Annotated in this window: 23 protein-coding genes; 10 read left to right on the forward strand and 13 right to left on the reverse strand. The window is 65.0% G+C overall.

Translation table 11 applies throughout. The features are described from left to right. Positions 1-171 precede the first annotated feature (171 nt). Positions 172-2,538, reverse strand: a complete 2,367-nt coding sequence (locus tag K359_RS0103610; protein ID WP_029078129.1) for a transketolase — start codon at positions 2,536-2,538, stop codon at positions 172-174. 142 nt (positions 2,539-2,680) lie between these two features. On the opposite strand from K359_RS0103610, the gene K359_RS0103615 reads away from it, so the two are divergent. Continuing rightward, on the forward strand, positions 2,681-3,142 hold the full coding sequence (locus K359_RS0103615) for an Lrp/AsnC family transcriptional regulator (protein WP_029078130.1): 462 nt from the start codon (positions 2,681-2,683) through the stop codon (positions 3,140-3,142). 237 nt (positions 3,143-3,379) lie between these two features. Further along, entirely contained in the window at positions 3,380-3,607 is a 228-nt protein-coding gene (locus K359_RS0103620) for a hypothetical protein (RefSeq protein WP_156928339.1), read from the forward strand. 470 nt (positions 3,608-4,077) lie between these two features. Here K359_RS0103620 and K359_RS0103630 read toward each other — a convergent pair whose 3' ends face one another. Beyond that, positions 4,078-5,250 carry a fumarylacetoacetate hydrolase family protein gene (locus tag K359_RS0103630; RefSeq protein ID WP_029078132.1) on the reverse strand — a complete coding sequence of 391 codons (1,173 nt, stop codon included), beginning with the start codon at positions 5,248-5,250 and terminating at the stop codon, positions 4,078-4,080. 241 nt (positions 5,251-5,491) lie between these two features. On the opposite strand from K359_RS0103630, the gene ppk2 reads away from it, so the two are divergent. The 3 genes from ppk2 (at position 5,492) to K359_RS0103645 (ending at position 7,971) form a co-directional block, all read left to right on the forward strand. Then, positions 5,492-6,355 (forward strand): polyphosphate kinase 2, encoded by an 864-nt coding sequence (ppk2, locus tag K359_RS0103635; protein ID WP_051345996.1) that lies wholly within the window; start codon positions 5,492-5,494, stop codon positions 6,353-6,355. Positions 6,356-6,496: 141 nt separating this feature from the next. Then, positions 6,497-6,919: a DUF6294 family protein gene (locus K359_RS0103640; protein WP_029078134.1), complete on the forward strand. Its 423-nt coding sequence runs from the start codon at positions 6,497-6,499 to the stop codon at positions 6,917-6,919. 173 nt (positions 6,920-7,092) lie between these two features. Then, positions 7,093-7,971, forward strand: a complete 879-nt coding sequence (locus K359_RS0103645; protein WP_029078135.1) for a transporter substrate-binding domain-containing protein — start codon at positions 7,093-7,095, stop codon at positions 7,969-7,971. A gap of 192 nt (positions 7,972-8,163) precedes the next feature. Here the strand turns inward: K359_RS0103645 and K359_RS0103650 are convergent, their stop codons facing one another. Beyond that, entirely contained in the window at positions 8,164-8,832 is a 669-nt protein-coding gene (locus K359_RS0103650; protein ID WP_029078136.1) for an amino acid ABC transporter permease, read from the reverse strand. A 110-nt stretch (positions 8,833-8,942) separates the two neighbouring features. Next, positions 8,943-9,122 carry a hypothetical protein gene (locus tag K359_RS61045; protein WP_245284499.1) on the reverse strand — a complete coding sequence of 60 codons (180 nt, stop codon included), beginning with the start codon at positions 9,120-9,122 and terminating at the stop codon, positions 8,943-8,945. Between K359_RS61045 and K359_RS0103655 the strand changes: the two genes are divergently transcribed. Continuing rightward, the gene (locus tag K359_RS0103655) at positions 9,110-9,868 is read left to right on the forward strand and encodes an SDR family NAD(P)-dependent oxidoreductase (RefSeq protein ID WP_029078137.1); all 759 of its coding nucleotides are present in this window, start codon (positions 9,110-9,112) and stop codon (positions 9,866-9,868) included. The genes K359_RS61045 and K359_RS0103655 overlap by 13 nt on opposite strands. 4 nt (positions 9,869-9,872) lie before the next feature. Beyond that, entirely contained in the window at positions 9,873-11,021 is a 1,149-nt protein-coding gene (locus K359_RS50970; RefSeq protein ID WP_245284500.1) for an FAD-binding oxidoreductase, read from the forward strand. A 172-nt stretch (positions 11,022-11,193) separates the two neighbouring features. On the opposite strand, the gene K359_RS0103665 is transcribed toward K359_RS50970, so the two are convergent. From K359_RS0103665 to K359_RS0103685, 5 genes are all read right to left on the reverse strand, one after another. Continuing rightward, positions 11,194-12,276 (reverse strand): zinc-binding dehydrogenase, encoded by a 1,083-nt coding sequence (locus K359_RS0103665; RefSeq protein WP_029078138.1) that lies wholly within the window; start codon positions 12,274-12,276, stop codon positions 11,194-11,196. Between the two features lie 90 nt (positions 12,277-12,366). After that, entirely contained in the window at positions 12,367-16,203 is a 3,837-nt protein-coding gene (locus tag K359_RS0103670) for an autotransporter domain-containing protein (protein ID WP_245284501.1), read from the reverse strand. Positions 16,204-16,393: 190 nt separating this feature from the next. Next, positions 16,394-17,347, reverse strand: a complete 954-nt coding sequence (locus K359_RS0103675; protein ID WP_051345958.1) for a DMT family transporter — start codon at positions 17,345-17,347, stop codon at positions 16,394-16,396. A 255-nt stretch (positions 17,348-17,602) separates the two neighbouring features. Next, on the reverse strand, positions 17,603-18,442 hold the full coding sequence (locus K359_RS0103680) for an aldo/keto reductase (protein WP_029078141.1): 840 nt from the start codon (positions 18,440-18,442) through the stop codon (positions 17,603-17,605). Between the two features lie 273 nt (positions 18,443-18,715). Then, on the reverse strand, positions 18,716-20,200 hold the full coding sequence (locus K359_RS0103685) for an aldehyde dehydrogenase family protein (RefSeq protein ID WP_029078142.1): 1,485 nt from the start codon (positions 20,198-20,200) through the stop codon (positions 18,716-18,718). Positions 20,201-20,317: 117 nt separating this feature from the next. Between K359_RS0103685 and K359_RS0103690 the strand changes: the two genes are divergently transcribed. Beyond that, entirely contained in the window at positions 20,318-21,403 is a 1,086-nt protein-coding gene (locus K359_RS0103690) for a substrate-binding domain-containing protein (protein WP_029078143.1), read from the forward strand. A gap of 60 nt (positions 21,404-21,463) precedes the next feature. Here K359_RS0103690 and K359_RS0103695 read toward each other — a convergent pair whose 3' ends face one another. From K359_RS0103695 to K359_RS0103705, 4 genes are read right to left on the reverse strand one after another with little or no spacing between them, the layout of a single operon-like run. Then, positions 21,464-21,916 (reverse strand): DoxX family protein, encoded by a 453-nt coding sequence (locus K359_RS0103695; RefSeq protein WP_051345959.1) that lies wholly within the window; start codon positions 21,914-21,916, stop codon positions 21,464-21,466. Positions 21,917-21,972: 56 nt separating this feature from the next. Then, positions 21,973-23,118, reverse strand: coding sequence for an MFS transporter (locus tag K359_RS50975; protein ID WP_371261126.1), 1,146 nt, complete (start codon positions 23,116-23,118; stop codon positions 21,973-21,975). After that, entirely contained in the window at positions 23,016-23,330 is a 315-nt protein-coding gene (locus K359_RS64225; protein ID WP_051345961.1) for an MFS transporter, read from the reverse strand. Before K359_RS64225 ends, K359_RS50975 begins: the two co-directional genes overlap by 103 nt. 58 nt (positions 23,331-23,388) lie before the next feature. Beyond that, the gene (locus tag K359_RS0103705) at positions 23,389-24,363 is read right to left on the reverse strand and encodes an amidohydrolase family protein (RefSeq protein ID WP_029078145.1); all 975 of its coding nucleotides are present in this window, start codon (positions 24,361-24,363) and stop codon (positions 23,389-23,391) included. 184 nt (positions 24,364-24,547) lie between these two features. Here K359_RS0103705 and K359_RS63115 point away from each other — a divergent pair, with 184 nt between their 5' ends. Then, positions 24,548-25,099 carry a MarR family winged helix-turn-helix transcriptional regulator gene (locus tag K359_RS63115; protein ID WP_051345962.1) on the forward strand — a complete coding sequence of 184 codons (552 nt, stop codon included), beginning with the start codon at positions 24,548-24,550 and terminating at the stop codon, positions 25,097-25,099. A gap of 21 nt (positions 25,100-25,120) precedes the next feature. Next, positions 25,121-26,320, forward strand: coding sequence for a 3-hydroxybenzoate 6-monooxygenase (locus K359_RS0103715; protein ID WP_029078146.1), 1,200 nt, complete (start codon positions 25,121-25,123; stop codon positions 26,318-26,320). The last annotated feature ends 11 nt before the right edge of the window (positions 26,321-26,331 follow it).

Consider the following 26,331-nt stretch of genomic DNA (forward strand, 5'->3'; position numbering starts at 1 on the left):
GGCTTCAACCGTCGCCCCGGCGAAAGCCGGGGCCCATAACCACCGATGTTGATGCGGTGGAAGGCTGGGGCAACGAGTCGCGTTCACAACGCCCATTCGTGGTTATGGGTCCCGGCTCCCCGTGCGCAATTGCGCACTAGGCCGGGACGACGATGGGGAGCCAGCAACGCCTCACACCGCCATTTTGCGATGCCGCACCGGCGCACCGACGGAGAGGCTTTCCGCCGCGTCGATGATGGCGTTGGCGTCGATGCCGTAGTGGCGATAGAGGTCGCCGATCGTGCCGGTCTGGCCGAACTGCTCGACACCCAACGCCTCGAGGCGGTGGCCGCGCACGCTGCCGAGCCAGCCGAGCGAGGCCGGATGGCCGTCGATCGCGGTCACAATGCCGCAGTCGCGGCCGAGCGGCGCCAGCATCCGCTCGATGTGACTCAAATGCTGCACGCCGCGGCGGTCGCGCCGCAAATTCCGTGCGGCGGACCATCCGCCATAGAGCCGGTCGGCCGAGGTTACCGCCAGGAGACCGACGTCGCGGTGGCTCTCGCCGATCAGGCCGACCGCCTCGATAGCCTCCGGCGCGACGGTGCCGGTATAGGCAATGACGATGTCGCAGTTCGGACCCGGCTTGCGCATCCAGTAGGCGCCGTCGGTGATGTCGCGCTGCAGGTCCGGCGTCATGATCCGTTGCGGCTGCTCCAGCGTTCGCGTCGAGAGTCGCAAGTAAACCGAACCGCCCTCGGCGCCCTCGCGCTGCATGTGGCCGAAGCCCCAGCCCATGATCACGGCAAGTTCATCGACAAAGGCCGGATCGAACGAGGCGAGTCCGTCCTGCCCTAGACCGATCAGCGGCGTCTTGATCGACTGATGCGCGCCGCCTTCCGGCGCCAGCGAGATGCCCGACGGCGTCGCCGCCACCATGAAGCGGGCGTCCTGGTAGCAAGCATAGTTCAACGCATCGAGGCCGCGCTCGATGAAGGGATCGTACAGCGTGCCGACCGGCAATAGCCGCGCGCCATTGATCTGGTGCGACAACCCAAGCGCCGAGAGCATGATGAACAAATTCATCTCGGCGATGCCGAGCTCGAGATGTTGTCCCTTCGGCGAATATTCCCAGGTGAAGGCGGATGGGATCTTCTCCTGCCGGAACAGGTCGTGGTTCTCCGCCTTCGCGAACAGGCCGCGGCGGTTGACCCAGCCGCCGAGATTGGTCGACACCGTGACGTCGGGCGACGCGGTGACGATGCGCGAGGCCAGCTCGCTGTCGCCGCGGGCCAGTTCGTGAAGCACGAGGCCAAAGCCCTGCTGCGTCGACATCTGCGCCGAGGCCTTGAACGCCAGCCGCTCCGGCAAGTCGATTTCAGGTGCCGACAGCCGGCGGCGCCCCTCGCGGTTGAACGGCGCTTCCGACAGGAAAGCCTCGAGCTTCGTCGGCTCCTGCGACAGGCCCTCGAACTTGTCCCACTCATGGCCGGTGCGGATGTTCTGCGCGGCGCGCCACCTCTCCATCTGCGCCACCGTCATCAAGCCGGCGTGGTTGTCCTTGTGGCCCTGCATCGGCAGGCCGACGCCCTTGATGGTGTAGGCGATGAAGCAGACCGGGCGGTCGTGATCGACAGCCTCGAAGGCCTCGATCATGCTCGCCATGTCGTGGCCGCCGAGGTTCGACATCAGCGCCAGCAACTGGTCGTCGCTGCGGCGATCGATCAGGGCCGTCACCTCGCCCTGGTCGCCGATATCGTCGTGCAGATGCTTGCGGAACGCAGCACCACCCTGGAAGCAGAGCGCCGCGTACATCTGGTTCGGGCAATTGTCGATCCAGCGCCGCAACGCCTCGCCGCCCGGTTCGGCGAACGCCTCGAGCATCAGTCTGCCGTACTTCACGATCACCACGTCCCAGCCGAAATTGCGGAACATGGTTTCGAACTTGGCCCACAACCCTTCGCGCACCACGGCATCGAGCGACTGGCGGTTATAGTCGACCACCCACCAGGTGTTGCGCAGGCCGTGCTTCCAGCCTTCCAGCAGCGCCTCGAAGATATTGCCCTCGTCCATCTCGGCGTCGCCGACCAGCGCGATCATGCGGCCCTCAGGCCGGTCCTTCATCCAGCCATGCGCCTTGACGTAATCCTGCACCAGCGAGGCGAACAAAGTCTGCGCCACGCCGAGGCCGACCGAGCCGGTGGAGAAATCGACGTCGTCGACGTCCTTGGTGCGCGACGGATAGGACTGCGCGCCCTTGTAGCCGCGGAAATTCTCCAGCTTGTCGCGGGTCTGGTGGCCGAACAGATACTGGATCGCGTGGAACACCGGGCTCGCATGCGGCTTCACCGCGACGCGGTCCTGCGGCCGCAGCACCGAGAAATACAGCGCCGACATGATGTTGGCGAGCGAAGCCGACGACGCCTGGTGACCGCCGACCTTCAACCCGTCGCTATTTTGCCTGACATGGTTGGCGTGGTGGATGGTCCATGACGACAGCCACAGCACCTTGCGGGCCAGGGCTGTGAGCATATCGAGGCGTTCAGGCGCGATTCCCATGACGATGTTCCTGGCGATGCTCCGGGCGATATCTCCGATATTACTGCCGCGGGGACCGGCGAAAATCTCAATTCCACGCGACAACACAGAAAAAATTGGGATAAATTCCCACGATCCGGCCGCAACCAACGAGTTCATCTCAATGCCTGCCCTCGACGCCATCGACCGCAAGATCCTGAGTCTGCTCCAGACCGACAGCCGCATGACCATGCAGGAATTGGCCGACAAGGTCGGGCTGTCGGTGTCGCCCTGCCACCGCCGGGTCAAGCTGCTCGAGCAACGCGGCGTGATCTCTCGCTACATCGCAACCGTCGATCAGAAATCGATCGGGCTGCATGTCTCGGTCTTCATCTCAATCAAGCTGGCGCGGCAGAAGGAGGAAGATCTCAACCGCTTCGCCCGCGCGATCTCGAAATGGGACGAGGTGCTCGAGTGCTACCTGATGACCGGCAACCGCGACTATCTGCTGCGCGTCGTCGCCGCCGACCTCTCCTCCTATGAAGCATTTTTGAAGAACAAGCTGACCCGGCTCGACGGCATCGCCTCGATCGAGTCGAGCTTTGCGCTGAGCCAGGTGAAGTACTCGACCGCGCTGCCGGTGTGAGTGTCGCTTGCATCTGAATGGTGCCATCGGTCGCGCCAAAATGTACACCGTCGTCCCGGCGAAGGCCGGGACCCATACGCCGCAGCAGTTGTTGTGAGAGGTCGAGGTGCAACCCCGGAAGCAGCCCGGAGCCGTTGTCCACCGGGCGCCTTCACGGGATTTGCGATATGGTCGCGAGCGATCCCCCCGCATTGGTCTCCCGGACACCTGGAGGAAACCGCCGCGAAAGCCTCGTCAATGGCCGCAATGATTGTCGTCGCCCTCGCCTCAACCGCGGCGGCAACCGCACAAAATGCCGGAGATCCACCAGACAACAAGAAGCCTGTCGCACAGCGCAAGCAGCAGGCGAAGGACCAGCCCTCGGGCCAGATCTTTTGCAAGAACGGCGTCCCTTGTCGCCCGGTGAGGAAAGGCTGCCATCTTGAGCAGCAGTCCGGCGGCTTCAACGAGGAAGTCTGTCCGTGACCGGGGCACGCCAGCGCCGAGACCGACACGGCGCAACAGCCCAGCTACGGCGCGATCCACACGCCGGTCACGATGATGGCCAATGCGACGGCAATCACCAGCATATCCGTTGCAAGCCAATCGGGCAGTCCCTTTGACCATTCGCGCATGTCCGCGACTCCTTCTGTTCGCGTCCGAGCCGATATGCTGACACGGATCATGCGCCGGCGAGCGTGAAGCAGATCACACAAATCGGGAAAAAGTGGCAATCCAAATTTCGCTGCGCGCAGCGCGCTCAAGTTGCAGCACACGATCGACCTGCCGCGCAGGTTTCTGAACATGTTCGGGCTGAGTGCGCTTGCGCTGCGCGTCTCCGGAGACGCAACCCACCGTGCCGCTCGCGGCGAAGATGGTGGGTTACGCCTTCCGCCTTCGCTCGTTGAGCTACGGCGGACGTGGTCGGCTAACCCACCCTACGCTCTGCCCGCGCCCTACAGCACCTTGCGCTGTGCCAAATTCTTCATCAGCGCACCGACGCCGAAGGTCCAGGGCTCGCATTCGTCGCTGCCGCGCATGCGGTTGACGAGCTTGCCGAGCTGGGGCGCGGCAATGGTGACGATGTCGTCGCGCTTGTGGGTGAAGCCCTCACCCTTGGCGTCGCGGTCCTTGACCGGCGCGAACATCGTGCCGAGGAACAGCGCAAAGCCGTCGGGATATTGGTGCACGGGGCCGATGGTCTGGGCGACCAGATCGGTCGGGTCGCGGCTGATCTTTGAGATCGAGGAATGGCCTTCGAGCACGAAACCGTCCGCGCCCTTCACGGTCAGGCCGACATCCATCTTCCTGACGTCGTCGAGCGAGAAGGTCTGGTCGAACAACCTGAGCAGCGGGCCGATCGCGCAGGACGCGTTGTTGTCCTTGGCCTTCGACAATAGCAGCGCCGAGCGGCCTTCGAAATCGCGCAGATTGACGTCGTTGCCGAGCGCGGCGCCGACGATCTTGCCGGCGCCGGACACGATCAGCACGACCTCCGGCTCCGGATTGTTCCAGGTCGACTTCGGATGCAGCCCGGCATCCATGCCGGTGCCGACCGAGGACAGCGTCGGCGCCTTGGTGAACACTTCCGCGTCCGGGCCGATGCCGACCTCCAGATACTGGCTCCAGGCGTTCTGGTCGATCAGCACCTGCTTCAGCTTCATCGCCTGCTCGGAGCCGGGCTTCAGCTTGGAGAGATCGTCGCCGACCAGCCGCACCACCTCGGTGCGGATCGCTTCCGCCGAGGACGGATTGCCGCGCGCCCGCTCCTCGATCACGCGCTCCAGCATCGAGATCGCGAAAGTGACGCCGGCGGCCTTCAGCACCTGCAGATCGATCGGCGCGAGCAGATGCGGTTTTGCGCCGTCGCGGCGATCCGGCGGCGTGTTGGCGAGGATCGCGTCGAAATCGCCGAGCCGCTCGCCTTTGGTCGCGCGCAGCGCCGCGGCGGGATCGCTCTCCTCGCACAGCGCACTCACCGTCGGGAACCGTGCCGTGACATCGAACACGCCGTCCGTCCGCACCGCGACTACGGCCGGGCCGCCGGCCTGCGGCAGCCAGACCCGTCCGACCAGCGTGCCGGCGGTCGCGTCCTCCGGCAGGACGTCTTTTGGCGTGAGCGAAATCATCGGCGTCTCCCATTGTTGTCGGCGCTTGTTAGCACAGTCCCGCCGCCTGCGTGAAACAGCGGTCATGCCATTGTCATAGAGGGGTAACATCGCCCGTCAATGCTTCCGTCGATCCATCTAACACACTGAAAGACGGACCTGCATGACCGCCCCCCACCTCACCGACGAAGCCTCCCGAGATGAAGCCTTGCGTGACGAGGCCTTGCACGACGAAGCCTTGCGCGCCCGCATCCACCAGGAGATGGCCGACAGCCTCGATGAGGAACTCGAGCTTGAGCTCGACGACGACAGGCTCAACGGGCTCGACCATGACGGGGCCGCTGGACATCCGTCGATCGACCGCAAGATCTATTTCCGCGAATTGCTGCGGCTGCAGGGCGAGCTGGTGAAGCTGCAGGACTGGGTGCAGCACGAGAAGAAGAAGGTCGTGGTGCTGTTCGAGGGTCGCGATTCCGCCGGCAAGGGCGGCGTCATCAAGCGCATCACCCAGCGGCTCAACCCGCGCATTTGCCGTGTCGCCGCGCTGCCGGCGCCGAACGAGCGCGAACGTACGCAATGGTATTTTCAGCGCTACGTGTCGCATCTGCCGGCCGGCGGCGAAATGGTGCTGTTCGACCGCAGCTGGTACAACCGCGCCGGCGTCGAGAAGGTGATGGGGTTCTGCACCGACGAGCAGTATGAGGAATTCTTCAATTCGGTGCCGGAATTCGAGCGCATGCTGATCCGCTCCGGCACCATCCTGTTGAAATACTGGTTCTCAATCACCGACGAGGAACAGGCGTTCCGCTTCTCGATGCGTATCCATGACCCGCTGAAGCAGTGGAAGCTGAGCCCGATGGACGTCGAGGCGCGGACCCGCTGGGAGCTCTACACCAAGGCCAAGGAGACGATGCTGGAGCGCACCCATCTGCAGGACTCGCCGTGGTGGATCGTCGACGCCGTCGACAAGAAGCGCGCCCGGCTCAACTGCATCTCGCATCTGCTCGACCAGATCCCGTATCAGCAGGTCGTACACCAGCCGGTCGTGCTGCCGCCGCGGGTGCGCAACCCCGACTATCACCGCGGCCCGATCCCGCCGGAGATGTATGTGCCGGGACGGTATTGATCTAACCACATGCGCGCCCGCCCCCCGGGGAAGATCACTAAATCGCGATCGTAGATTGTGAGGCAGCTCACTGGTCTTCTTGCACGCCCACCTTAAACCAGAGGTTGTCCGCAATTCGCGGGCTAAAAGGAGGCGTAGGCAATGTTGAAGGAACATCGCGAAAGCAAGAGTTCATCGACCGACCAGCCGGAAACTCATAAGGGTGTTGCGACACATGCTGTCCAAACCCTTGACCTCAGTTGGAGCGCGCCTATCCGTTATGGCGATTGCAAGCTGTCCGGCTTCTTGAACGGCACCCTGAACAACGGCCCAACGCTCAGGCTTCGTTCTGACGGAACAGCAGAATTGTTGGCGAAATTTTTCTCAACTGACGACGGTGATGTTTGGGTCATCGATCGTCTCGTTCTTTTGGATATTCACGGGACGGTCCTTTTTCAGTTTCCACACCTTTCAAGCCCCGAAACCCAGACCGACAACCAAGTGCTCGATTGGGTCGCCGAACTAAGCTTCCCCGCCGTTTTCTTTTCTTCGGTCACAGGGGCGAACATGACCTATCGTTGCTAAGCCCAAAGGGCGCGGTTCGAGGCCTTATTCGACCTCCCCCACAAGCGGGAGAGGTGAAGTTCAGAACATAGGCAACCGCGCCCTCGCCTCGCCTACTATTGGCGCAGGCCCGCACTATTGCTGTGGCCAAATCCCGACGCTAGGCTTCCCCGATCTGGTGCAGGGAGGCCCGCTTGACTCAATCCGACGACATCACAATTTCCGAAGATCGCCGTGACGCGCTGCGCTATGCGCTCGGGATCGGCAGTGGCGCCGCGCTGGTCGCCGCGTTGGCAACCCCGGCCGCGGCGCAGACACCTGCCGACAACACGCTGGACCGTATCCGCGCCAACAAGGTGCTGCGGATCGCCGTACTGCCGGGCGAGCTGCCCTATTTCAACAAGGATCTCGCCTCCGGCACCTGGTCCGGCTTCTCGATCGAGATGGCCAACGACCTGGCAAAGCTGCTCGACGTCAAGCTGGAGTATGTCGAATCGACCTATGGCAATTCAATTCTCGATCTGCAGGCCAACAAGATCGATCTCGGCTTCGCGCTCAACCCGACGCCGCAGCGGGCACTGGTGGTCGATTTCACCAATCTGGTGTTCCCGCATCCGTTCGGCGCGATGCTGAAGAAGGGGCTGGAGGCCAAGACCTGGGCCGACATCAACAAGCCGGAGGTCAGGATCGCGGTCGACGTCGGCTCGGCCAACGAGGCGGTGGCGCGGCGCTTTGCGCCGAACGCCACCATCAAATCGCTGAAGTCGCGCGACGAGGTGATGCTGGAAATGTCGTCGGGCCGCGTCGATTGCGTAGTCAACGCGCTGGTGCTCGGCCTGACCGCGATCGCCAAGAACCCCAATCTCGGCAGCTACAAGATCCTGGCCTCGCCCTCGGTGACGATCGCGAGCGGCATGGCGGTGCGCCGCGAGGGCGACAAGCGCTGGCGCGACTTCCTGTCGGTGTGGGTCGACTATAACCGCGGCATCGGCCAGATGCGCGAATGGTTCGTCAAGGGCCTCGGCCTCGCCGGCGTCAAGCCGGAGGACGTGCCGGTGGAGTTGAGTATTTGAGGTAAGGCTGCGCCAACATCGGCACTGCGCTCCCTCTCCCGCTTGCCGGGGAGGGTCGGGGTGGGGGTATCGCCACAAGCGGCGCTCTTTCCTTGGAGAGAGCCCCCACCCGCAGTGCATCTTCGATGCACAGCGACCTCCCCCGCAAGCGGGAGAGGTGAACCGCCGATGCCGCAGCAACTAAGATGCTACTCACACCTTGTCGTACGTCAGCCCGCGCTCCAGCCGCCGCGCCACCAGCGTCGACGGGAACAGGATCGCAAAATAGATCAGCGCCACGATGGTGTAGACCTCGAGCGGCCGGTAGGTGTCGGCGTTGATCAGGGTCGCGTTGTAGACGAGGTCGGGCACCGCGATGATCGAGACCAGCGAGGTGTTCTTCAGCTGCGTCACCGACTGGTTGACGTAAGGCGCCATCATCGGCTTCAGCGCCTGCGGCAGGATCACGAGCCGCATCAAGCGCCAGCCGCGGAAGCCGAGCGCCTTCGCGGCGTCCCACTGTCCGGCCGGCACGCTCTCGATCGAGCCGCGCACGATCTCGGCATAGAATGCGCCGCCATAGAGCGACAGCACGCTGACGGCCGCGACATGCGCCGGGATGTTGACGCCAATCACGACCGGAAACGCGTAGTAGAACCAGATGATCTGCACCAGCAGCGGCGTGCAGCGAAACAATTCGATATAGGCGATCAGCAGCCAGTCGATCACGGGAATCCGCCGCAGCCGCAGCATGCCGACGATCAGGCCGATCAATGTCCCCAGGATGATCGTGCCGATCGTATAGGCCATGGTCCAGCCGAGCCCGAGCCAGAACAGATGGCTGTACTTGCCAAGGATCGCGAAATCCCAAACGTAGTTCATCCTGCCCCTCGGTTGACTCTAGTTTTGATGCGTTTTCTTCACGCGAACCGGTGCCCACTTCGCTCGAAAACGCTTTGGACGCCTCAGCATCGCAGGCGGCCTCGCGCGAGTCACGCGATATACCGGTCCGGCGAGAACGCCTTCACCTCGAATGGCGGCGCATCGCCCGCGATCATCGCCGCAACCGCGGCGCCCGTTCCGGGGCCGGTGGTGAAGCCGATATGCTGGTTGCCGAAGGCGAGCCAGAGGCCGCGATGCCGCGGCGCCTCGCCACCGCATGCGCGTTTCAATCATCACGGGAGGCGGCTCCGGCATCGGCGCCGCGATTGCACGCCGACTCGCCGGCCCCGATCAGGGTCTGATGCTGCACGGACAGGGCGCCGAGGCGGCCGGGCTGGCGCGGCTGAATTTGGTTGCGGAGGAATGCCGCAGCAAGGGCGCCAAGGTCGAGGTCGGCACAGGCGATCTCGCCAGGGCCGGCGCGGGCGCGGCACTGGTCGCGGCAGCGCGCACAGCGTTCGGGCCGATTGATGCGATCGTGCACGCTGCAGGCTTTGCCGACCGGCGCGACTTCGCCAGCCTGCCGCGCGAGGCGCTGGAGCGCGCCTTTGCGGTGATGGCGGCCGCATTCCACGAGATCGCAGCGGCCGCGCTGCCCGACCTCGCGCGCAGCGCAAAGGGCCGCGTCGTCGCGGTCTCGAGCTTCGGGCCGCATCGTTTCGTGCCCGGCGCCACCTATCCGGGATCGGCCGCCGCCAAGGCCGCGCTCGAGGTGCTGGTGAAGTCGCTCGCCATCGAGCTCGCTGCATCCGGCGCCAACGCCAACGCCGTGATGCCCGGCTATACCCGCAAGGATCCCGGCCTGTTCGGCGCGCTTGACAGCGCGACCTGGGAGCGCGTGGCAAAAGCCAATCCGATGCAGCGCCTCGCCGAGCCGGACGAGGTCGCCGCCGTCGTCGCATTCCTGCTGTCGCCGGAAGCAGGCCACGTCACCGGCGCCACGCTGCCGGTCGATGGCGGCCTGACCTTGATGTGACGGGATGAGCGAGGGCGTTGCTGCGCAACAAGCTGACGTCGTCGTGCTCGGCGCCGGCATGGTCGGCGTCTCGGCAGGCCTCGCCGCGCGGCAACGCGGGCTCTCCGTCATCGTCGTCGACCGCCGCGAGCCGGGCAGTGAAACCTCCTATGGCAATGCCGGCATCATCTCGTCGGGCTCGATCCTGCCACTCAACACGCCCTCGCTGCTGAAGAACCTGCCGAAATATCTCACCAACACGCATCCGGCGCTGCGCTGGAATCTGCCGTGGGCGCTCGCCAATGCCGGCTGGGTGATCCGCTTCCTCGCCGCCGCCGTGCCGTCGAAGACCAGGCCGCGCGCCGCCGCGCTGCACGGCCTGATCGGCACCTCGCTGCAACTGCATCGCGACTGGATCCTGCAGGCCGGCGCCGGGCATCGCATCCGCGAGACCGGCTGGCTCAAGGCCTGGCGCAACGATGGGCTCGCGGCCGCCAGGGCCGAGCAGGCGGCGCTCGCCGAATTCGGCATCCGGAGCGAGGTGCTCGACCGCCAGGCGATCTCCGCGCTCGAGCCTGGCATCATCCCTGCCTACAGCACCGGCCTGCTGCACACCCAGACGGCATCGGTGGATTCACCAGGCGCGGTGGTGAAGGCTTATGCGCAGATGCTCGCCGGTCACGGCGGCACATTCAGGCAATCCGAGATCCGGCGGATCGAGCAACACAACGACGGCTGGCGCGTGCAGCTTGCCGACGGCGAGATCGCCGCGCGCCATGTCGTGGTCGCGCTCGGCCCATGGTCGGCCGAATTGCTGCGGCCGCTCGGCTATCGTGTGCCGCTGGCGTTCGAGCGCGGCTATCACCAGCATTTCGTGCCGAACCCGGAACGCAAATTGCTGCGGCCGATCCATGATGCGGAGGGCGGTTTTCTGATGACGCCGATGGAGCAGGGCATTCGCGTCACCAGCGGCGTCGAGCTCACCGCGCGCGACGCGCCGTCGAATTATGCGCAGCTCGAGGCCGTGGTGCCGATGGCGCGCAGCGTGGCCGAATTCGGCGATGCCATCGGCGAGCGCTGGCGCGGCGCGCGGCCGACATTGCCCGACAGCCTGCCGATGATGGGCGTACTGTCAGACTTCCAAGGACAACGAACTATAGGTTCGGTGTCATGAAATGCAAACCGCGTGCCTGAGCAACGGTGTGTAGGGTGGGTTAGCCGAAGGCGTAACCCACCGACTTCGTGCCGCGAAAAGATGGTGGGTTACGCGGAGCCTGTCATCGGGCCGCGCCTTGCGCGGACCCGTTGGCTAACCCACCCTACAAAATCGGGCTCACCGCCAAAGCTTACCGCCACGGCTCGACCAGGATCTTGGTGTGCGCCTCGGGATTGGCGAGATCGGCAAAGGCCTGCGCGACGCCGTCGATGCCGACGCGGCCGGTGACCAGCGAGGCGGCATCGACCTGGCCTTCCGCGATCAGGCGCAGCGAATAAGCAAACTCCTCCGGCGTATAGCCGAGCACATACTGGACGTTGAGCTCCTTGATGATGCCGAGCATCGGCTCGGACTTGTCGGTCTCCATGCAGACGCCGACCACGACGATGCGGGCGCTGCGTGGCGCGCCTTCGAACAGCTGTTGCAGCACACCGGGCACGCCGACGCATTCGAAGATCAGCGCCGGCTTCAGCGGCGGCAATAGCGCCTGCATCGGCGGCCGCGCGGCCTTCTCCGCTTCCGTCATCTGGGCGTGCTCGGCCCAGCTCGCATAGGGCTGCGTCCTGGCCGGATCGACCACGACATCGGCGCCCATCTTCTCGGCGAGCAGGCGCCGCGCCGGCGAATAATCGGCCGCAACGATCGGGCCGATCCCCCTGATCTTCAGCGCTGCGATCACCGCAAGGCCGACCGGCCCGCAGCCGATCACCAGCGGCACCTCGCCGCCTCTGATGTTGGCCATCGCCACCGCATGCACGCCGACGGCAAGCGGCTCGGTCAGCGCCGCGTGCTCGGCGGCAAGCCCGTTCGGCACTTCGAGCAGTAACGGCTCGCTGAGCAGCATCTGCTCGGCATAGGCGCCGACATAGTCGTTGGAATAGCCGATGCCCTTGGGGCCCTCCGGCGTCAGCACCGCCGGCAGCGAGCACACGCGCGTGCCGGGCTTCAGCTTGCGCGTGGTATCAGGGCCGTAATCGAGGATCTCGCAGCAGAACTCGTGGCCGAACACGACGTCGCGCGACAGATCCATCGGCGTACGTCCCGGAAGGAACTTGCTCAGCTCCACCATGCGGTGGGCGTGCTTGCGCGCGTGCAGATCGGAACCGCAGATGCCGCAGGCGAGCGATTTGACCAGCACTTGGCCTGCGCCCGGCTTCGGTTCCGGCATCGTGCCTACGACAATCTCGCCGTTCCTGAAGATCGCTGCGCGCATCGGTCCTCCCGCGTGGGTTTGGCCCACTCATTGTTGCGTTTTCTTACTGAAGGGATAGCCGCTTCAGGCGAAAACGCAAGTGCAGGAGTCTTACCAGGCGTAACGCACCACGCCCTTGCCGGCGTAGGACTGGGTAACGCTGGAGAATTCGCCTTCGAAGGTCGCCGCCGCCGACCAGCCGTTGCGCCACTTCAGCTCGGCCGAGGCCGTGGTCAGCGCGGAGTCGCTCGCCTGCGCCGCACCGTTGACCACGAAGGCCGCGCCCGGCAGCGTCTGGAACACGGCGCCCACATTGCGGTCCGGGTTGAAGTCATGCGCCCAGGCAACGCGGCCGCGCAGCGTCACGATGCCGCTGTCGACCGCGAAGGATTTGTCGGAGCGCAGGCCGAGCTCGCTGCGGGTGTCGGTGACGCTCTTTGCGGCATAGTTGAGCGCGAAGGCGCCGCCGCCGGAGACCACGGTCTCGGCATAGTTCGGCAGCTCGAAGCTGGTGAACTGCGCGGCGGCGTAAGGCGTCAGCCCGATCCATGGCGTCGCATATCGATAGCCGCCCTCGAGCCGGCCCGACCACGCATTGGCATTGAAGTTGGCGCGCAGGTGATCGGCGCCTGCGGCGGTAACGATGCGATCGGTGGTGATGTCCTGCCAGCCATAGGCGAGCGCCGCACTTAAATACGCCGCGCCGACGCTGTGGCGCACGAAGGCGCCGGCCTGGAACAGATCCGAGCGGCCCCAGCCGAGACCGTTGACGCTGAAGCTGGTGCCGCCGCCGGCGAGCGCGAAGCCGGCAATGGTGTTCGGCGACAAACGATAGTCGGCGCCGACCGCGGTGCCTGAGAGGCTGCTCGTGGTGTTGTTGGAGCCGAGCACGGCATTGCCGCTGGTGGTCTGCGAGCCGCCATAGCCGGCCGCCCAGACGCTCCAGCGCTGCGCGAAGTCGACCTGCTGCGGCGGCGCCTTGGCATAAATCGCGGCCAGCGCGTCGCGCGAATCGTTCTTGCGCGCCGCATAAGCCAGCGACGCGCTCTCCTCGGCAAACGGCGTCGCACCCGCGCCACCACCGAAGCCGCCGTCGCGTCCGGCGACGAACGGATCGGTCAACAGGCCGAGGAACTGGTTCATCGCATTAAACGTCGTCTGCTGCGATCCGGTCGCGCCCTCGCCCGAGGCCTGGGTCAGGCCGTTCGGCGAGAGCCCTGCAAACACTGCGCTGATGCCGCCATTGGCATTGAAGAAGTTCTGCAGCGTGGTGGCAACGTTCTGCTGATTGATGTTGAGCTTCGATGCCGCGCCGTAATCGAGCGCGAAATTGAGATAGGCATTGTTCGCGTCGTAGCCGAGCGTCGCCACGAGATTGGACGGCAGCCCGGTTGAATCGACGCCTGCAAACGCTCCGCTGCGACCGCCGGCCGCCGAAAGGATGGTGTATTGCTTGGCAACCGTACTGCCGGCGGCGGCGCTGACGCCGACTGAACCGGCAAGCGTCGCGGTGCCGGTCACCTTCGCGAAGGTCGATGCGGTCGAGCCGATGCTCACCAGGTACAGCGCACCGGACTGGAACGCGAGATTGCCTCCCACGGTCAGGTAGGTGCCTGGCGTCGCATTGCCGGGCAGCAGGATGCCGCCGCTTGCGATCGTCGTATTGTTGACGGTGCCGATGCCCGAGAGCGTGCCGCCGGCATTCACGGTGGTCAGGTACGACGAAGCGATCCCGCCGTCGACTTGCAGTATGCCGCCATTGACCGTGGTGGTGCCCGAATAGGTGTTGAAGCCCGACAGGGTCAGCGTGCCGCTGCCGGTCTTCTCCAGATTGCCATCCCCGACCGGGAAGCAACAAAAACTGTGATCGGCGATCACGCCGCTGACAGTGGTCGACAGATTGTTGCCGCCGACGGTCAGCGTGTTGCCACCGCCGATGTAGTAGGTGCCCGACCCTGCGATCGAACCTGCCGCGATGCGGCCGTCGCCATTCGGACCAACTGTGCCGCCGAAGTCCACAGAGCCGGTTCCCTGGGTGATGAACTGCGCGGTACCGCCTGTCGAATTGCCGAGGAAGGTGACCGTGCCGCCGCTCTCGGTCGTGATGGTGGCGTTGTCGGCCGTCGCATAGTGCTCAAAGTACAGCGCGCCGCCGGAACGGTTGGTGATATTGGCATTGCCCGCGGTCGGCGTGTCAACACCGCTAAACCCACCGAAAATGGTAGTGCCGCTATTGTCGATCGTGGCGTTCGCCGCAGTGCTGTGTTGGACAAAGCCGAGACCGCCATTGGCTTCGACAATAATCGTTGCCGATGCAGCCGACGAGAACTCGAAGAACTCGGTCAAACCGCTATCGCGATTAATGATGGTCGCCTGTCCCGCATTGGTGTGGCCCAGGAACACGGCGCTGCCACCGCTATGGTTGTCGATCACGGCCTTGGCGGCCGTGCTGGTGTCGGTGCCACCAGGAGGACCAAGCGCGTCGCCGAACACCACGGCGCCGCCAGTGCTGTTGGTGAACGTGGCACTGCCGGCGGAGCTCGTGTCGCGGAAGATCGTGAGCGCACCGTTGGTGTTGCTCACGGTGGCATTGCCCGCGGTGCTGCTGTCGCGAAACTCCGTGATGCCGAAATTCTGGTTGACGATCGTCGCTGTCGACGCCGACGTCGCATTGTAGAACGTCGTGGTGGCAATTCCATTGAAGCCGTCGTTGACGATCTTGGTGATTCCAGACGTGTTCGCGTTGACGATGTCGAACTTGCCGTCGACGGTAACCTCGCCGACGATCGAGGCGGTGTGGGTGGCGTCGCCAAGCTGCAGCGTCGCGCAATCGCAGATCGTGGTGTCGCCAGTATAAGTGTTGGTGCCTGATAGCACCACACGGCCGAGGCCGCCCGAGCTGTCCAGCACCGTCAGCTTGCCGGGGCCGTTGCCGTCGGCGATGTTGCCGGCGATCGTAAGGATCGCGCCGTTGGCGTCGATCGCGCTGCCGATCGGCGACGTGTTGATCTTGAAATTGTTGCTGAAGGTCAGGTTGCTCAGGCCGTCGGCCTGGAACGCCGCACTGTCCAGCGTGACCGTGCCTGACCCGACCGACTTGTTGTTGGTGACGACGACGGTCGTATCGACCACCAGCGTGCCTCCGCTGTAGGTGTTCACACCGGAGAGCTGAATGTTGGAGAATCCTGACGCGGAGGAGTCGATCAGTCGCAGCACGCCGCCGCCGGCACCGTCGGCGATGACGCCCAGCAGATTGACCTGCGCGCCGTTCGCATCGACCGTGCCGCCGGTCGCGTTGACCGCAATGTTGTTGGAGAACGCGACGCTCGAGACGGTCGGCGACTGCATCTGGAAGGTGCCGCCGTTGAGCGTGATGGTGCCGGTGCCGACCGAATCCGCATTGGTCACCTGCACGGTGCCGGCCGAGATCAGCGTGCCGCCGGAGTAGCCGTTGCTGCCCGCGAGCACCAGCGTGCTGTTGCCGAGCTGTTGCACCATCACCCCGGGCGCAAGGCCGTCGTTGATGTTGGCGCTGATGGTGATGGTCTGGCCGCTGTTGGCCCGGTTGATCAGACCGCCGGTTGGCCCCGTCAGAGCGAAGTTAACCGGGTTGCCGCTGATTGTGTACGACTGCGAATTGGCGGTGAAGGTCCAGGAGTCCGGCAGCATCGGACCTGGGCCGATGGTGACCGTCGCCGATCCCGTCGAATCGAAAATCGCGGATTGGGTCGGGAGGATCGGCGGCGCACCGGCCGACGTTGTCGACCAGTTGGTCGGGAGCTGGTAGTCGGCACTGCTCGTCGTACTGCCGCTTCCGCCCCAGGTAAAGCTCTGGGCCTGTGCCGGGTTGACCGGAAACAGGCTGACGGCCGCCGAGACAAAGGCCGCCGAGGCTATCGCACGACGAGACGACCGACCCAACAAGACAAAGAACAAACCAAAATGCACTGCACCGCCCCCAAGCGCTCTGCGGCGCTGTTGGGGTCAGGTTAGCATGCGGCGAACTGCGAGATTGCCGATCGTTTCCGAAACCCTTCGATTCAGCTTGCGGAGATCGAAGTTTCGGCCCGACTGTTGTACCCGCGCAACGTTAGCGGAGGCTGCGTTCGCAACCAGCGCACGATTTTCGGTACCGCGGTCAGGCGTTGGGCGACGGCTCGCTCGCCACGGTTAACAATTGCGAGCGGCGGATTCGCTCGCGATGCGCGGTGTAGAGGCCCGAGGCGACGATGAAGCCGGCGCCGAGGATAGTCCAGCTGTCCGGCAGTTCGCCGAAGATCAGGAAGCCGAGGATGCTGACCCACAGCAGCTGCGTGTAAGAGAACGGCGCGAGCACCGAGGCATCGCCGTAGCGGAACGCCAGCACCACGATCCACTGTCCGACGGTGGACGCGACGCCGATCAGGATGCCGAACATGATGTCGTGCCAGCTCGGCGTGACCCAGACGAACGGCACCAGCGCGCTGACGATGGCGACGCCGACAATCGACGAATAGGTCATCACGGTGAGCGGGCGTTCGCTGCCGCTCATCATGCGCGTCAGGATCAGCGTGCCGGCCCAGGCCAGCGCCGAGACGAGCGGGAAGATAGCGGCGGGATGGAAGGCGCTGGTGCCCGGCCGCAGGATGATGAACACGCCGACGAGCCCGACCGCGGTCGCGATCCAGCGGCGCATGCCGACCCGCTCGCCGAGGAATGCGATCGACAGCGCGGTGACGAACAGCGGCGAGACGAAGCTGGTGGCGGAGGCTTCGGCGATCGGCAGGAAGCTCAAGCCGGTGATGAAGATCAGGGACGAGCCGAGCAGCGCGGCGCCGCGCAGCACATGCAGCCCGGGACGGTTGCTGCGCAGCGCGAACAACGGCGAGCCCGGCAGCATCGCCGGCACCATGATCAGTGCGAACACCACGAAGCGGATCCAGGTGATCTCGATCGGGGGCAGCGTCTTCGACAGGTATTTTGCTGTCACGTCGGAGGTGCCGAGAAACACCGTCGACAACAGGATCAGCGCAATGCCCTTGAACGGCCGGTCGGTGCGCGCAAGCGCCTTGCGCGCAATGCTTATCGTTGCGGGCGCCGTCTTCTCGGACAATGGAAATGAAACGCTGTCCAGCCTGGCGGCTGCTGCGGGAGGCGGAGTCACGGCAATCTCGAAAGCAACAAGGGGGAATCTGCTGCTGTCACAAAACGCCAATTCCGCCGCAAGGACAATGCCCGAAAACGGGACTCCGATATGCATCGGGGTGCGCGACGGCCTGCCGCAGCCGGTGCGCGGCCGCAACTGCAACAGTTTGTTAAGAACTGTGTGGAGCGAAGCGGCGCAAACCCCTGATTTTGCGCATCCCGTTCAGAGCATCGGCAGCGAGCGCGGCTTTGGCCCGCGCGGGAACGCCTTGTCAAGCGCTGATATCTCGCCATCACTGAGCTTGAGCGCTCCTGCCGCTGCGTTCTCCGCGGCATGCTCGGCGTTCGACGCCTTCGGGATCGTGAGCACCGACGGCAACCGCGTCAGGAAGCTCAGTGCGACCTGGCGCGGCGTCGCCTGATGCGCCTCAGCGATCAATTGCAGCACCGCGCCGCCCTTGCTCGACGGCGCGGGAAAATCATTGTGGCCGAACGGCGAGTAGGCGACCACGGCCACACCGTGCTGCTCGCACCACGGGATCACGGCGTGCTCGATGGCGCGTTCCCGCAGATGGTAGAGCACCTGGTTGCAGGCGATCTTGCCCTCGCCCGCGACATCGCGCAGTTCATCGAGATCGTCTGCGTCGAAATTGCTGACGCCCCAGGAACGGATCTTACCGGCGGCGATCAATTCGTCGAAGGCGGCGATCGTCTCGGCAAATGGAGTGGTTCCGCGCCAGTGCAGCAGATAGCAATCGAGCCGATCGGTCTTCAGCCGCTTCAGCGAGCGCTCGCAGGCGGTCATGGTGCCGCGCCGCGAGGCGTTGCTCGGCAAGACCTTCGAGACCAGGAACAGCTCGTCGCGCCGGCCAGCAATCGCGTCCGCGATCACGAGCTCGGCGTCACCATACATCTCGGCGGTGTCGATATGGGTCATGCCGGCATCGATGCCGCGCTTCAACGCAGCGACGGCTGTCTTGCGGTCACCGCGATCGAGATACCAGGTGCCCTGCCCGATCACCGAGACCTGCGGGCCGTTGTTGCCGAATTTTTTTGTCTGCACGATCGCCTCGTCTGTCTTTGGAACCGCGGGTGGACCATAGACCATGCGAACGATAATGTCGCCACGCCGTCGTCCCGGCGAAGGCCGGGACCCATTACCACCGCTGTTCGATGCGGACCACGCTGCGGCCCCAGCATCGCACCACAACTCGCATTCGTGGTTATGGGTCCCGGGTCAAGCCCGGGACGACAGCGGAATATGTGGCGCGCTCTCGCACAATCCCATCAGCGCGGATCCTCCGATCCGCGCCCGTGATGCCCGCGTTACGCGCGGTCACACGTTGAGATTCATCCACACCGCCTTCGGCTCGGTGAAATTGTCGAGCGCGGCGGTGCCGTGCTCGCGGCCGAGGCCGGAGTCGCGCTCGCCGCCCCACGGCAGCCGCACGTCGGTGTAGCCGTAGGTGTTGATCCACACCGTGCCGGCGCGGGCCTTTTTGGCGAAGCGCTGCACGCGGCCCATATCCGCGCTCCAGACCCCGGCGGCGAGGCTGTAGGCGGTGCCGTTGGCGATGCGCAGCGCATCGGCCTCGTCCTTGAACTTGATCACACTGACGACGGGGCCAAAAATCTCCTCCTGCGAGATGCGCATTTCGTGCGCGACATTGGCGAACACCGCGGGGCTGATGAAATAGCCACGGTCGCCGACCCGTTCGCCGCCGGTGGCGAGCTGCGCACCTTCATTCTTTCCGATCTCGACATAGTCGAGGATCGAGCGCATCTGCTTCTCTGAGATCACGGGCCCGAGCACGGTGGCGCGATCCGCGGGATCGCCGATGCGCAGGCTTTCGGCACGGGCCACCAGGCGTTCCACCACCTCGTCATAGGCCTTCTCCTGCACCAGCACGCGCGAGCCGGCCGAGCAGACCTGCCCGGCGTTGAAGAAGATGCCGGCGGCGGCGGCCTTGGCGGCGGCTTCGAGATTGGCATCGTCGAAGATCACATTGGCGGACTTGCCGCCGAGCTCGAGCGAGACGCGTTTGAAATTGCCGGCCGCACCCTTCATGATGCCGCGGCCGACACCGGGCGAGCCGGTGAACGTCACCTTGTCGACGTCGGGATGGTTGACCAGCGCGTCGCCGACGACGCGGCCGGGGCCGGTCACGATGTTGAGCACGCCCTTCGGCAACCCGGCCTCGAGCGCGAGCTCGCCGATCCTAAGCGCCGACAGCGAGGTCAGCTCGGCCGGCTTCATCACGACCGTGCAGCCGCAGGCCAGCGCCGGCGCCAGCTTCCACATGCCGATCATCAGCGGGAAATTCCACGGCACGATCGCGGCGACCACGCCGACCGGCTCACGCACCGTATAGGTCAGCGCGTCGTCGCGCGTCGAGACGACATCACCGCTGATCTTGTCGGCCCAGCCTGCGTAATAGGTCAGCGTGTCGATGGCGGCCGGAAGATCCTGCCGCAGCACGGCTGCGATCGGCTTGCCGGCATCGGCGCTCTCGAGCGCTGCGATCTCGTCGGCGTGCTGCTTCAAGAGCTCGGCCCAGCGCAGGAGAATGTGGCCGCGTTCGGCGGCGCGCATGGTGCGCCAGGGCCCTTCGAAGGCGCGGCGGGCGGCGGCGACGGCGCGGTCGACATCCGCCTCATTGCCTTCGGCAATCGTTGCGATCACCTGCTCGGTGGCGGGATTGAGCGATTTGAAGGTTTTTCCCGAGAGGGAGCGGATTCGGGCGCCGTCGATCAGCAGCAACTCTTCCCGGACGGTCGGGGCGTGGCGGGCGTCGCGCTCATAGTCATATGCAACCGACATCATATTTCCTCCTGGTGTTGTGCTTCAACGTAGGAGGCTTTGATCAGCAGTAAATATGATATCTTGTGCCTATTGGTGTACCAGGATATGAAGTCAACTTCATAAGTGGTGACCACGATGCTGCAGATCGAGATCGAGACCGTCTGGCGCTTTCGCAAAGAGAACTCACCGCAGACCGCGGTCGTGATGCTCGGCATCCTCAACGAGATCCGGAAGACCGGGAAGATCACCAGCGCCGCCAGCGACGCGCATCTGTCCTATCGCCATGTCTGGAACCTGATCGAGCAGTGGACCGAATTCTTCGGCGTGCCGCTGGTGGAGACGCAGCGCGGCAAGGGCTCGAAGCTGACGCCGTTCGGCGAGAAGCTGGTGTGGGCCGGCGAGCGCATGCAGGCGCGGCTCGGGCTGCAGCTCGAGAACCTTGCGCAGGAACTGGTCACCGAGATCAAGCCGTTCCTGGAGCAGCGGCCGTCGGTGATCCGGGTCCATGCCAGCCATGGCTTCGCGGTGTCCAAGCTGCGCGAGTTCCTCGATCGCGAGGGCGGCGTCGGTGTCGATCTGCGTTACGTCAGCAACCAGAATTCGCTGGTCTCGCTGGCGCAGGGCGCCTGCGATCTCTCCGGCGTGCATCTGCCGCGCGGCGAGTTGCGCGCGCAGGGCATCAAGGCCTGCCGGGAATGGCTCGATCCGCGCGAGGATCGCGTGATCAATTTCGTCACGCGCGAGATGGGCCTGATGCTCAAGCGCGACAATCCCTTGAAGATCACGTCGCTGAAGGACCTGGTCGACCGCAAGGCCCGCTTCGTCAACCGCGACCATGATTCCGGCACCAGGATGCTGTTCGATCAGTTGCTGGCGCAGCACAAGATCCCGGAAAGCAAGATCAACGGCGCCCAGCACATGGAGTTCACCCATGCCGCGGTCGCCGCCTATGTCGCGAGCGGCATGGCGGATGCGAGTTTTGGTGTCGAAGCCGCTGCCCGGCAGTTCGGCCTCGATTTCATCCGCCTGCTCACGGAAGATTACTTCTTCGTCTGCAAGCGTGCGTTCCTCGAGACCGAGCCGATGCAGCGGGTGCTCGACATCATGAAGAGCAGCGAGTTTCACAAGGCAGTGGGCGCCCTGCCCGGCTATGTCGCCTCGAATACCGGCGCGGTCAGCGGCGTGAAGGAGTTTCTCGAGAAGATGCATTCCGACCGCTGATCAGCCACGCGCGGTGGCGGCTGGACTCGGCGCGCCTCGAAAGCGGATCGTCGGGCGAAGCTAGGTGCGCTTCACGCCGGCTCCCGCACCAACCGCATAGCTCCCGGGCCCGTAGACCGCGATCAACGCGAGCGCGCCGAGCAGGCCGAGATTCTTCAGGAAGTTGATGGTCTGGGTCACGACCTGCGCCTCCGGCGCGGCCCAGAAATTGTGAAACATCAGTGTCGCGGCGATCGTGAACAGGAACAGGACGATGGCCGCCTGACGTGCGAACAGGCCGAGCACGAGCGCGATGCCGCAGCCGAGCTCGACCGCGGTCGCACCGGCCGCAAGGATCGCGCCGATGCCGTCGGCGCCGCCGAGGCGTCCGGCGGTCGCCGAGAACGCCATCAGCTTGCCGATGCCGCTGTAGAGAAACAGCGGCGCGATCGCGAGCCGCGCAAACAGCAGGACCCAGGATGGGGAAAGCCGCGCGGCTTTGTCATCGGCCGCAATGTGAGTTGTCGTGGACATGCGTTGTCTCCGTTGGTTCTATACTTGCCTATGCGGCGTTTGATATGGATCCGTCGTCACTCCGCGGGCGCCGTATCGATGGCCGCGGGCCGCGGCGCGGCGGCGAGGCCAAGCGAGCCGATCGCAAACGCGCCGACGATCGCGGCACCGCCGATCACCCAGAACACGATGTCGGGGCCGCCGGTCATCTGTTGCAGCAGTCCGATCACGTAGGGACCCAGGATCGCGCCGACCCGGCCGACGCCCAATTCCATGCCGACGCCGCTGGCGCGCAACAGCGTCTCGTACGAGCCTGCGGTGAAGTTGTTGAGCACATGCTGCGCGCCGATGATGCAGAAGCCGGCGATAGCGACGATCGCGAGATTGACGCCGTGACCGCTGACGAACACAAGCGCCAGCACGGCAATGCCGCCGCTCAGCCACCATGTGGCGAGGTAGCGCGGCGTCAGCGACAGATTGCGGTCGGCCAGCATCGCGAGCGTCAGCCCGCCGACGAACGACATCGCCTGCATCAGCGCGCCGAAGCCGAACGACGCTGCAAAGGTCTCGCCGCGCTTCTGCATCACCGTCGGGATCCAGCCGGTCAGGCCGAAGATCGCGAACAGGCTGAGGAACGCGGTGATCCAGATCGTCAGCGAGACGCGGCGATAGCGCGGGCTCAGCAGCGCCGCGATCGGGTTCGACACGCCGCCGGCGCCGACTGATGCAAAGGTCGCGTTGCGATAGGCGGCGGCCCGTTCCGGGCGCAGCCGCGCGAGCAAAGTGCGCAACTCCTCGGTGCGGCGCCGCGCCGCCAGGAATTGCGGGCTTTCGGGCAGCACGGCGTGCGCCACAAATGTCAGCGGGATCGACAGCGCGCCGAGATAGTACAGGATCTGCCAGCCGTAATGCGGCGTCAGATAGACGCCGACGAGCCCGGCACAGACGCCGCCGAGCGACCAGCCCAGCGTCACGCCCCACAACGAGAATGCGTTGCTGACACGGCGCGGCGCCAGTTCGTTGACGAAGGTCGTGCCCAGCGGCAACAACACGCCGAGACCGAGGCCGGTCGCGAAGCGCAGCGCGCAGAAGCTCCAGAAGTCGCTCGCGACCGTTGCGGTCAGCAGTGTGAAGAGGTTGACACCCAGAGCCCGGCCAGCAGCGTGCCGCGCCGGCCGAGCCGGTCGGCGACCGTGCCGTGTCCGACCGCGCCAAACAGGAATCCGACGAGGCCCGAGCTCACGAGGAAGCCCGCCTGGCTCGGCGACAATCCCCAGGGTTTTGCCACGTAGTGGATGACATAGGCCGGATTGAACGTGTCATAGCCATCGAACAGCGTAATCAGCGTGATCAGGATGCCGAGCACGATGTGCAGCCGGCCGATGGCCGCACCGGACAATTCCTCGTGCACGTCGATGTCGGGCGAAGTGCTCACGGTTTCCTCCCTTGCTGATGATGCGCCCTGCTCTGCGGCAGGTTGGCACGGCGTGTCGTTAGAGCTTGAACAGCCCGCGCGCGTTGTCGCGGCCGATCTTGAGGCGGTCACCTTCGGCGATGGTCGCGGTGTCGAACCATTCGGCGGCGTGGTCGATGTTCTCGAACGGCCAATCGGCCGAGAACAGGATGCGGTCGGCGCCGATCTCGAGCATCGCGTCGATCAGCGCCTGGGTGCGGAAATTGCCTGATGTCGTGATGTAGAAATTCTCCCGGAAGTAATCGGCGATCTTGCGCCTGGCGGGATAGACGTTCTGCGCGCGCATCCACTTGTTGTGGTTGTCGACGCGCCACATCGAATACGGCAGCCCCTCGCCCATATGGCCGAGGATGATCTGCAGCCGCGGATGAGCATCGAACAGGCCCGAGCCCATCAGGCGCAGCGCATGCACCGCGGTTTCCTGGCCGAAGGCCCAGGTCGGCCCCATCAGCCAGCGATGGCCCTCATAGATCGCGGCATCCTTCGCCAGCGGGTTGCGCGGGTGCAGATAGAACGGCACGTCGAGGCGCTCGACCTCGGACCAGAACGGCCAGAACTCCTTGCGATCGTAGTAGACCGCGCCGTCGTGGCCTTCGACCTCGCTGAAGCCATTGACGAGCGCGCCGCGGAATTTCAACGCGCTCACGCAGCGATCGAGCTCGCGCGCGGCGGCTTCCGGATCCTGCATCGGCAGCGCGGCCAGGCCCTGGAAGCGCTGCGGCCGCCGCGCGACCTGCTCGGCCAGGAAATCATTGGCGCGGCGCGACAGCTCCAGCGCGCGGCTGCGGTCGGGGATAGCCTGGATCGCCGGCGCATTGAGCGACAGCAGCATCAGCTCGATGCCGTGCGCATCCATCTCGGCAAGGCGGCGGTCCTGAATGTCGAGCAGCCGGGCCTTGAGCTCGACCCAGTCGTCGGCCGGCGAGAAGCCCGCGCTGTCGCGAACCGTCTCCTCGATGGCGAAGTGCTCCTCCAGCGCGATCTTTCCCTGCATGGCGTCGTCCCTTTCCGGCCCGCGGCGCGTTTCCGTGTTGACAGAGCAAAACATCCGGTCCAATTATTTGTCAATGAGAAGGTTGCAAATGCAAATGATTGAGACGCAACTGTTGTCGATGCGAGGACCGGCGGCTATTCCGGGCGGACGCCTCCCGCCAGGAACCAAGCCCGGACCTAAGCCCATGTACCGATTTTCGAATTCGCTGCCCTATCTGCTCGCCCGGCTCGGCGTGCGGATGGGCGATCTGTTCGTCCGCGTCATCCGTCACGAGAAGTTGACGCTGCCGATGTACCGCGTGCTCGCCGCACTCTCGGAGCAGGGACAGCCGCTGCGGCTCGGCGAAATCGCCGAACTGACATCGGCCGACGTCTCGACCTTGTCGCGCATCGTTGCCGAGATGAGCCGCGCCGGCCTCCTGACGCGCGACCGGCCGGAGAACGACCAGCGCAGCCTGCAGGTCGCGCTGACGCCGAAGGGCGCCGAGCTCGCAGGCCGGCTGATGCCGATCGCGCAACACTATGAAGAGGTCGCAACCGGTGCGATGTCGGCGAAGGAAGCCGCCGAGCTCAAGCAGGTGCTGGTCGAGCTCTACAAGAATCTCGATCGGCTCGAGCGCGAGGTCGAGGCCGGCCTGATCGAGGTGCCCCCGCCGGCGGCGCCGAAAGACGTTCGCGAGGCGAAGTTTGACGCCAAAGGCACGGCCGGCCGCCGGCGCAAGATACCGAGGAAATAGCACCAACGTCAGGGAGAGGACATGCGCAGGGATCCGATCATCATTGCAGGCGGCGGCATCGGCGGACTGGCCGCGGCGGTCGCGCTGGCCCGCAAGGGATTTCAGGTCACCGTCCTGGAACGCGCGCCGCGCTATCAGGAAATCGGCGCCGGCATCCAGCTCGGCCCGAACGCCTTCCATGCCTTCGACCATCTCGATCTCGGCGATGCCGCCCGCGCAATCGCGGTGTTCATCGACCAGTTGCGGCTGATGGACGCGATCTCGGCCGATGAGATCACCAGCATCGATCTGACCAGCTATTTCCGCCGGCGCTTTGGCAATCCCTATGCGGTGGTCCATCGCGGCGATCTGCACGGCATCTTCCTGCGCGCCTGCGAGGCGCATCCCGGCATCACGTTGCGCAGCGATTGCGATGTCGTCGGATATGACCAGGACGGCGAGGCCGTCGTCGCGCAGCTGAAATCCGGCGAGCGTGTCAAAGGCCGTCTCTTGATCGGCGCCGACGGGCTGAGGTCCCGGATCCGCCAGCAGATGGTCGATGACGGCCCGCCGCGGATCGCCGGCCACACCACCTATCGATCGGTGATTCCGACCGAGCAGATGCCGGAGGATCTGCGCTGGAACGCCGCGACCCTATGGGCCGGCGCCAAGTGCCATCTGGTGCACTATCCGCTCTCGGGCTGGAAGGTCTTCAATCTCGCCATCACCTGCCACAACGACCCGCCGGAAGCCTTTGCCGCGAGGCCGGTCACCCATGAGGAGGTGCTGGAGGGCTTTCGCGACGTCCATCCACGCGCCAAGGCGATCATACACCACGGCAAGGATTGGAAGGCGTGGGTGACCTGCGATCGTGATCCAACCGAACGCTGGGTCGACGGCCGCGTGGTCCTGCTCGGCGACGCCGCGCATCCGATGCTGCAATATTTCGCGCAAGGCGCCTGCATGGCGCTGGAGGACGCGGTCTGGCTTGCGGAGCTGCTCGGCGCAACGCCTGACGCCTTCGAACACGCGCTGGAAAAGTATCGGCAGGTTCGGCTGATGCGAACGGCGCGGGTTCGGCTACAGGCGCGCGAACTCGGCACCCATGTCTATCATCCGGCCGGCGTGCACGCGCTGCTGCGCAACCAGCTGATCCGCGACACCAGCCTCGAGCAGTTCTGCGATAACCTGGCGTGGTTGTACGAGTCGCCTTTTCCCGAACGCCCGAACCTCGCTGCATAAGCCGGATAGAC

The sequence above is a fragment of the Bradyrhizobium sp. th-b2 genome, from assembly GCF_000426785.1.
GTDB lineage: Bacteria > Pseudomonadota > Alphaproteobacteria > Rhizobiales > Xanthobacteraceae > Bradyrhizobium > Bradyrhizobium septentrionale.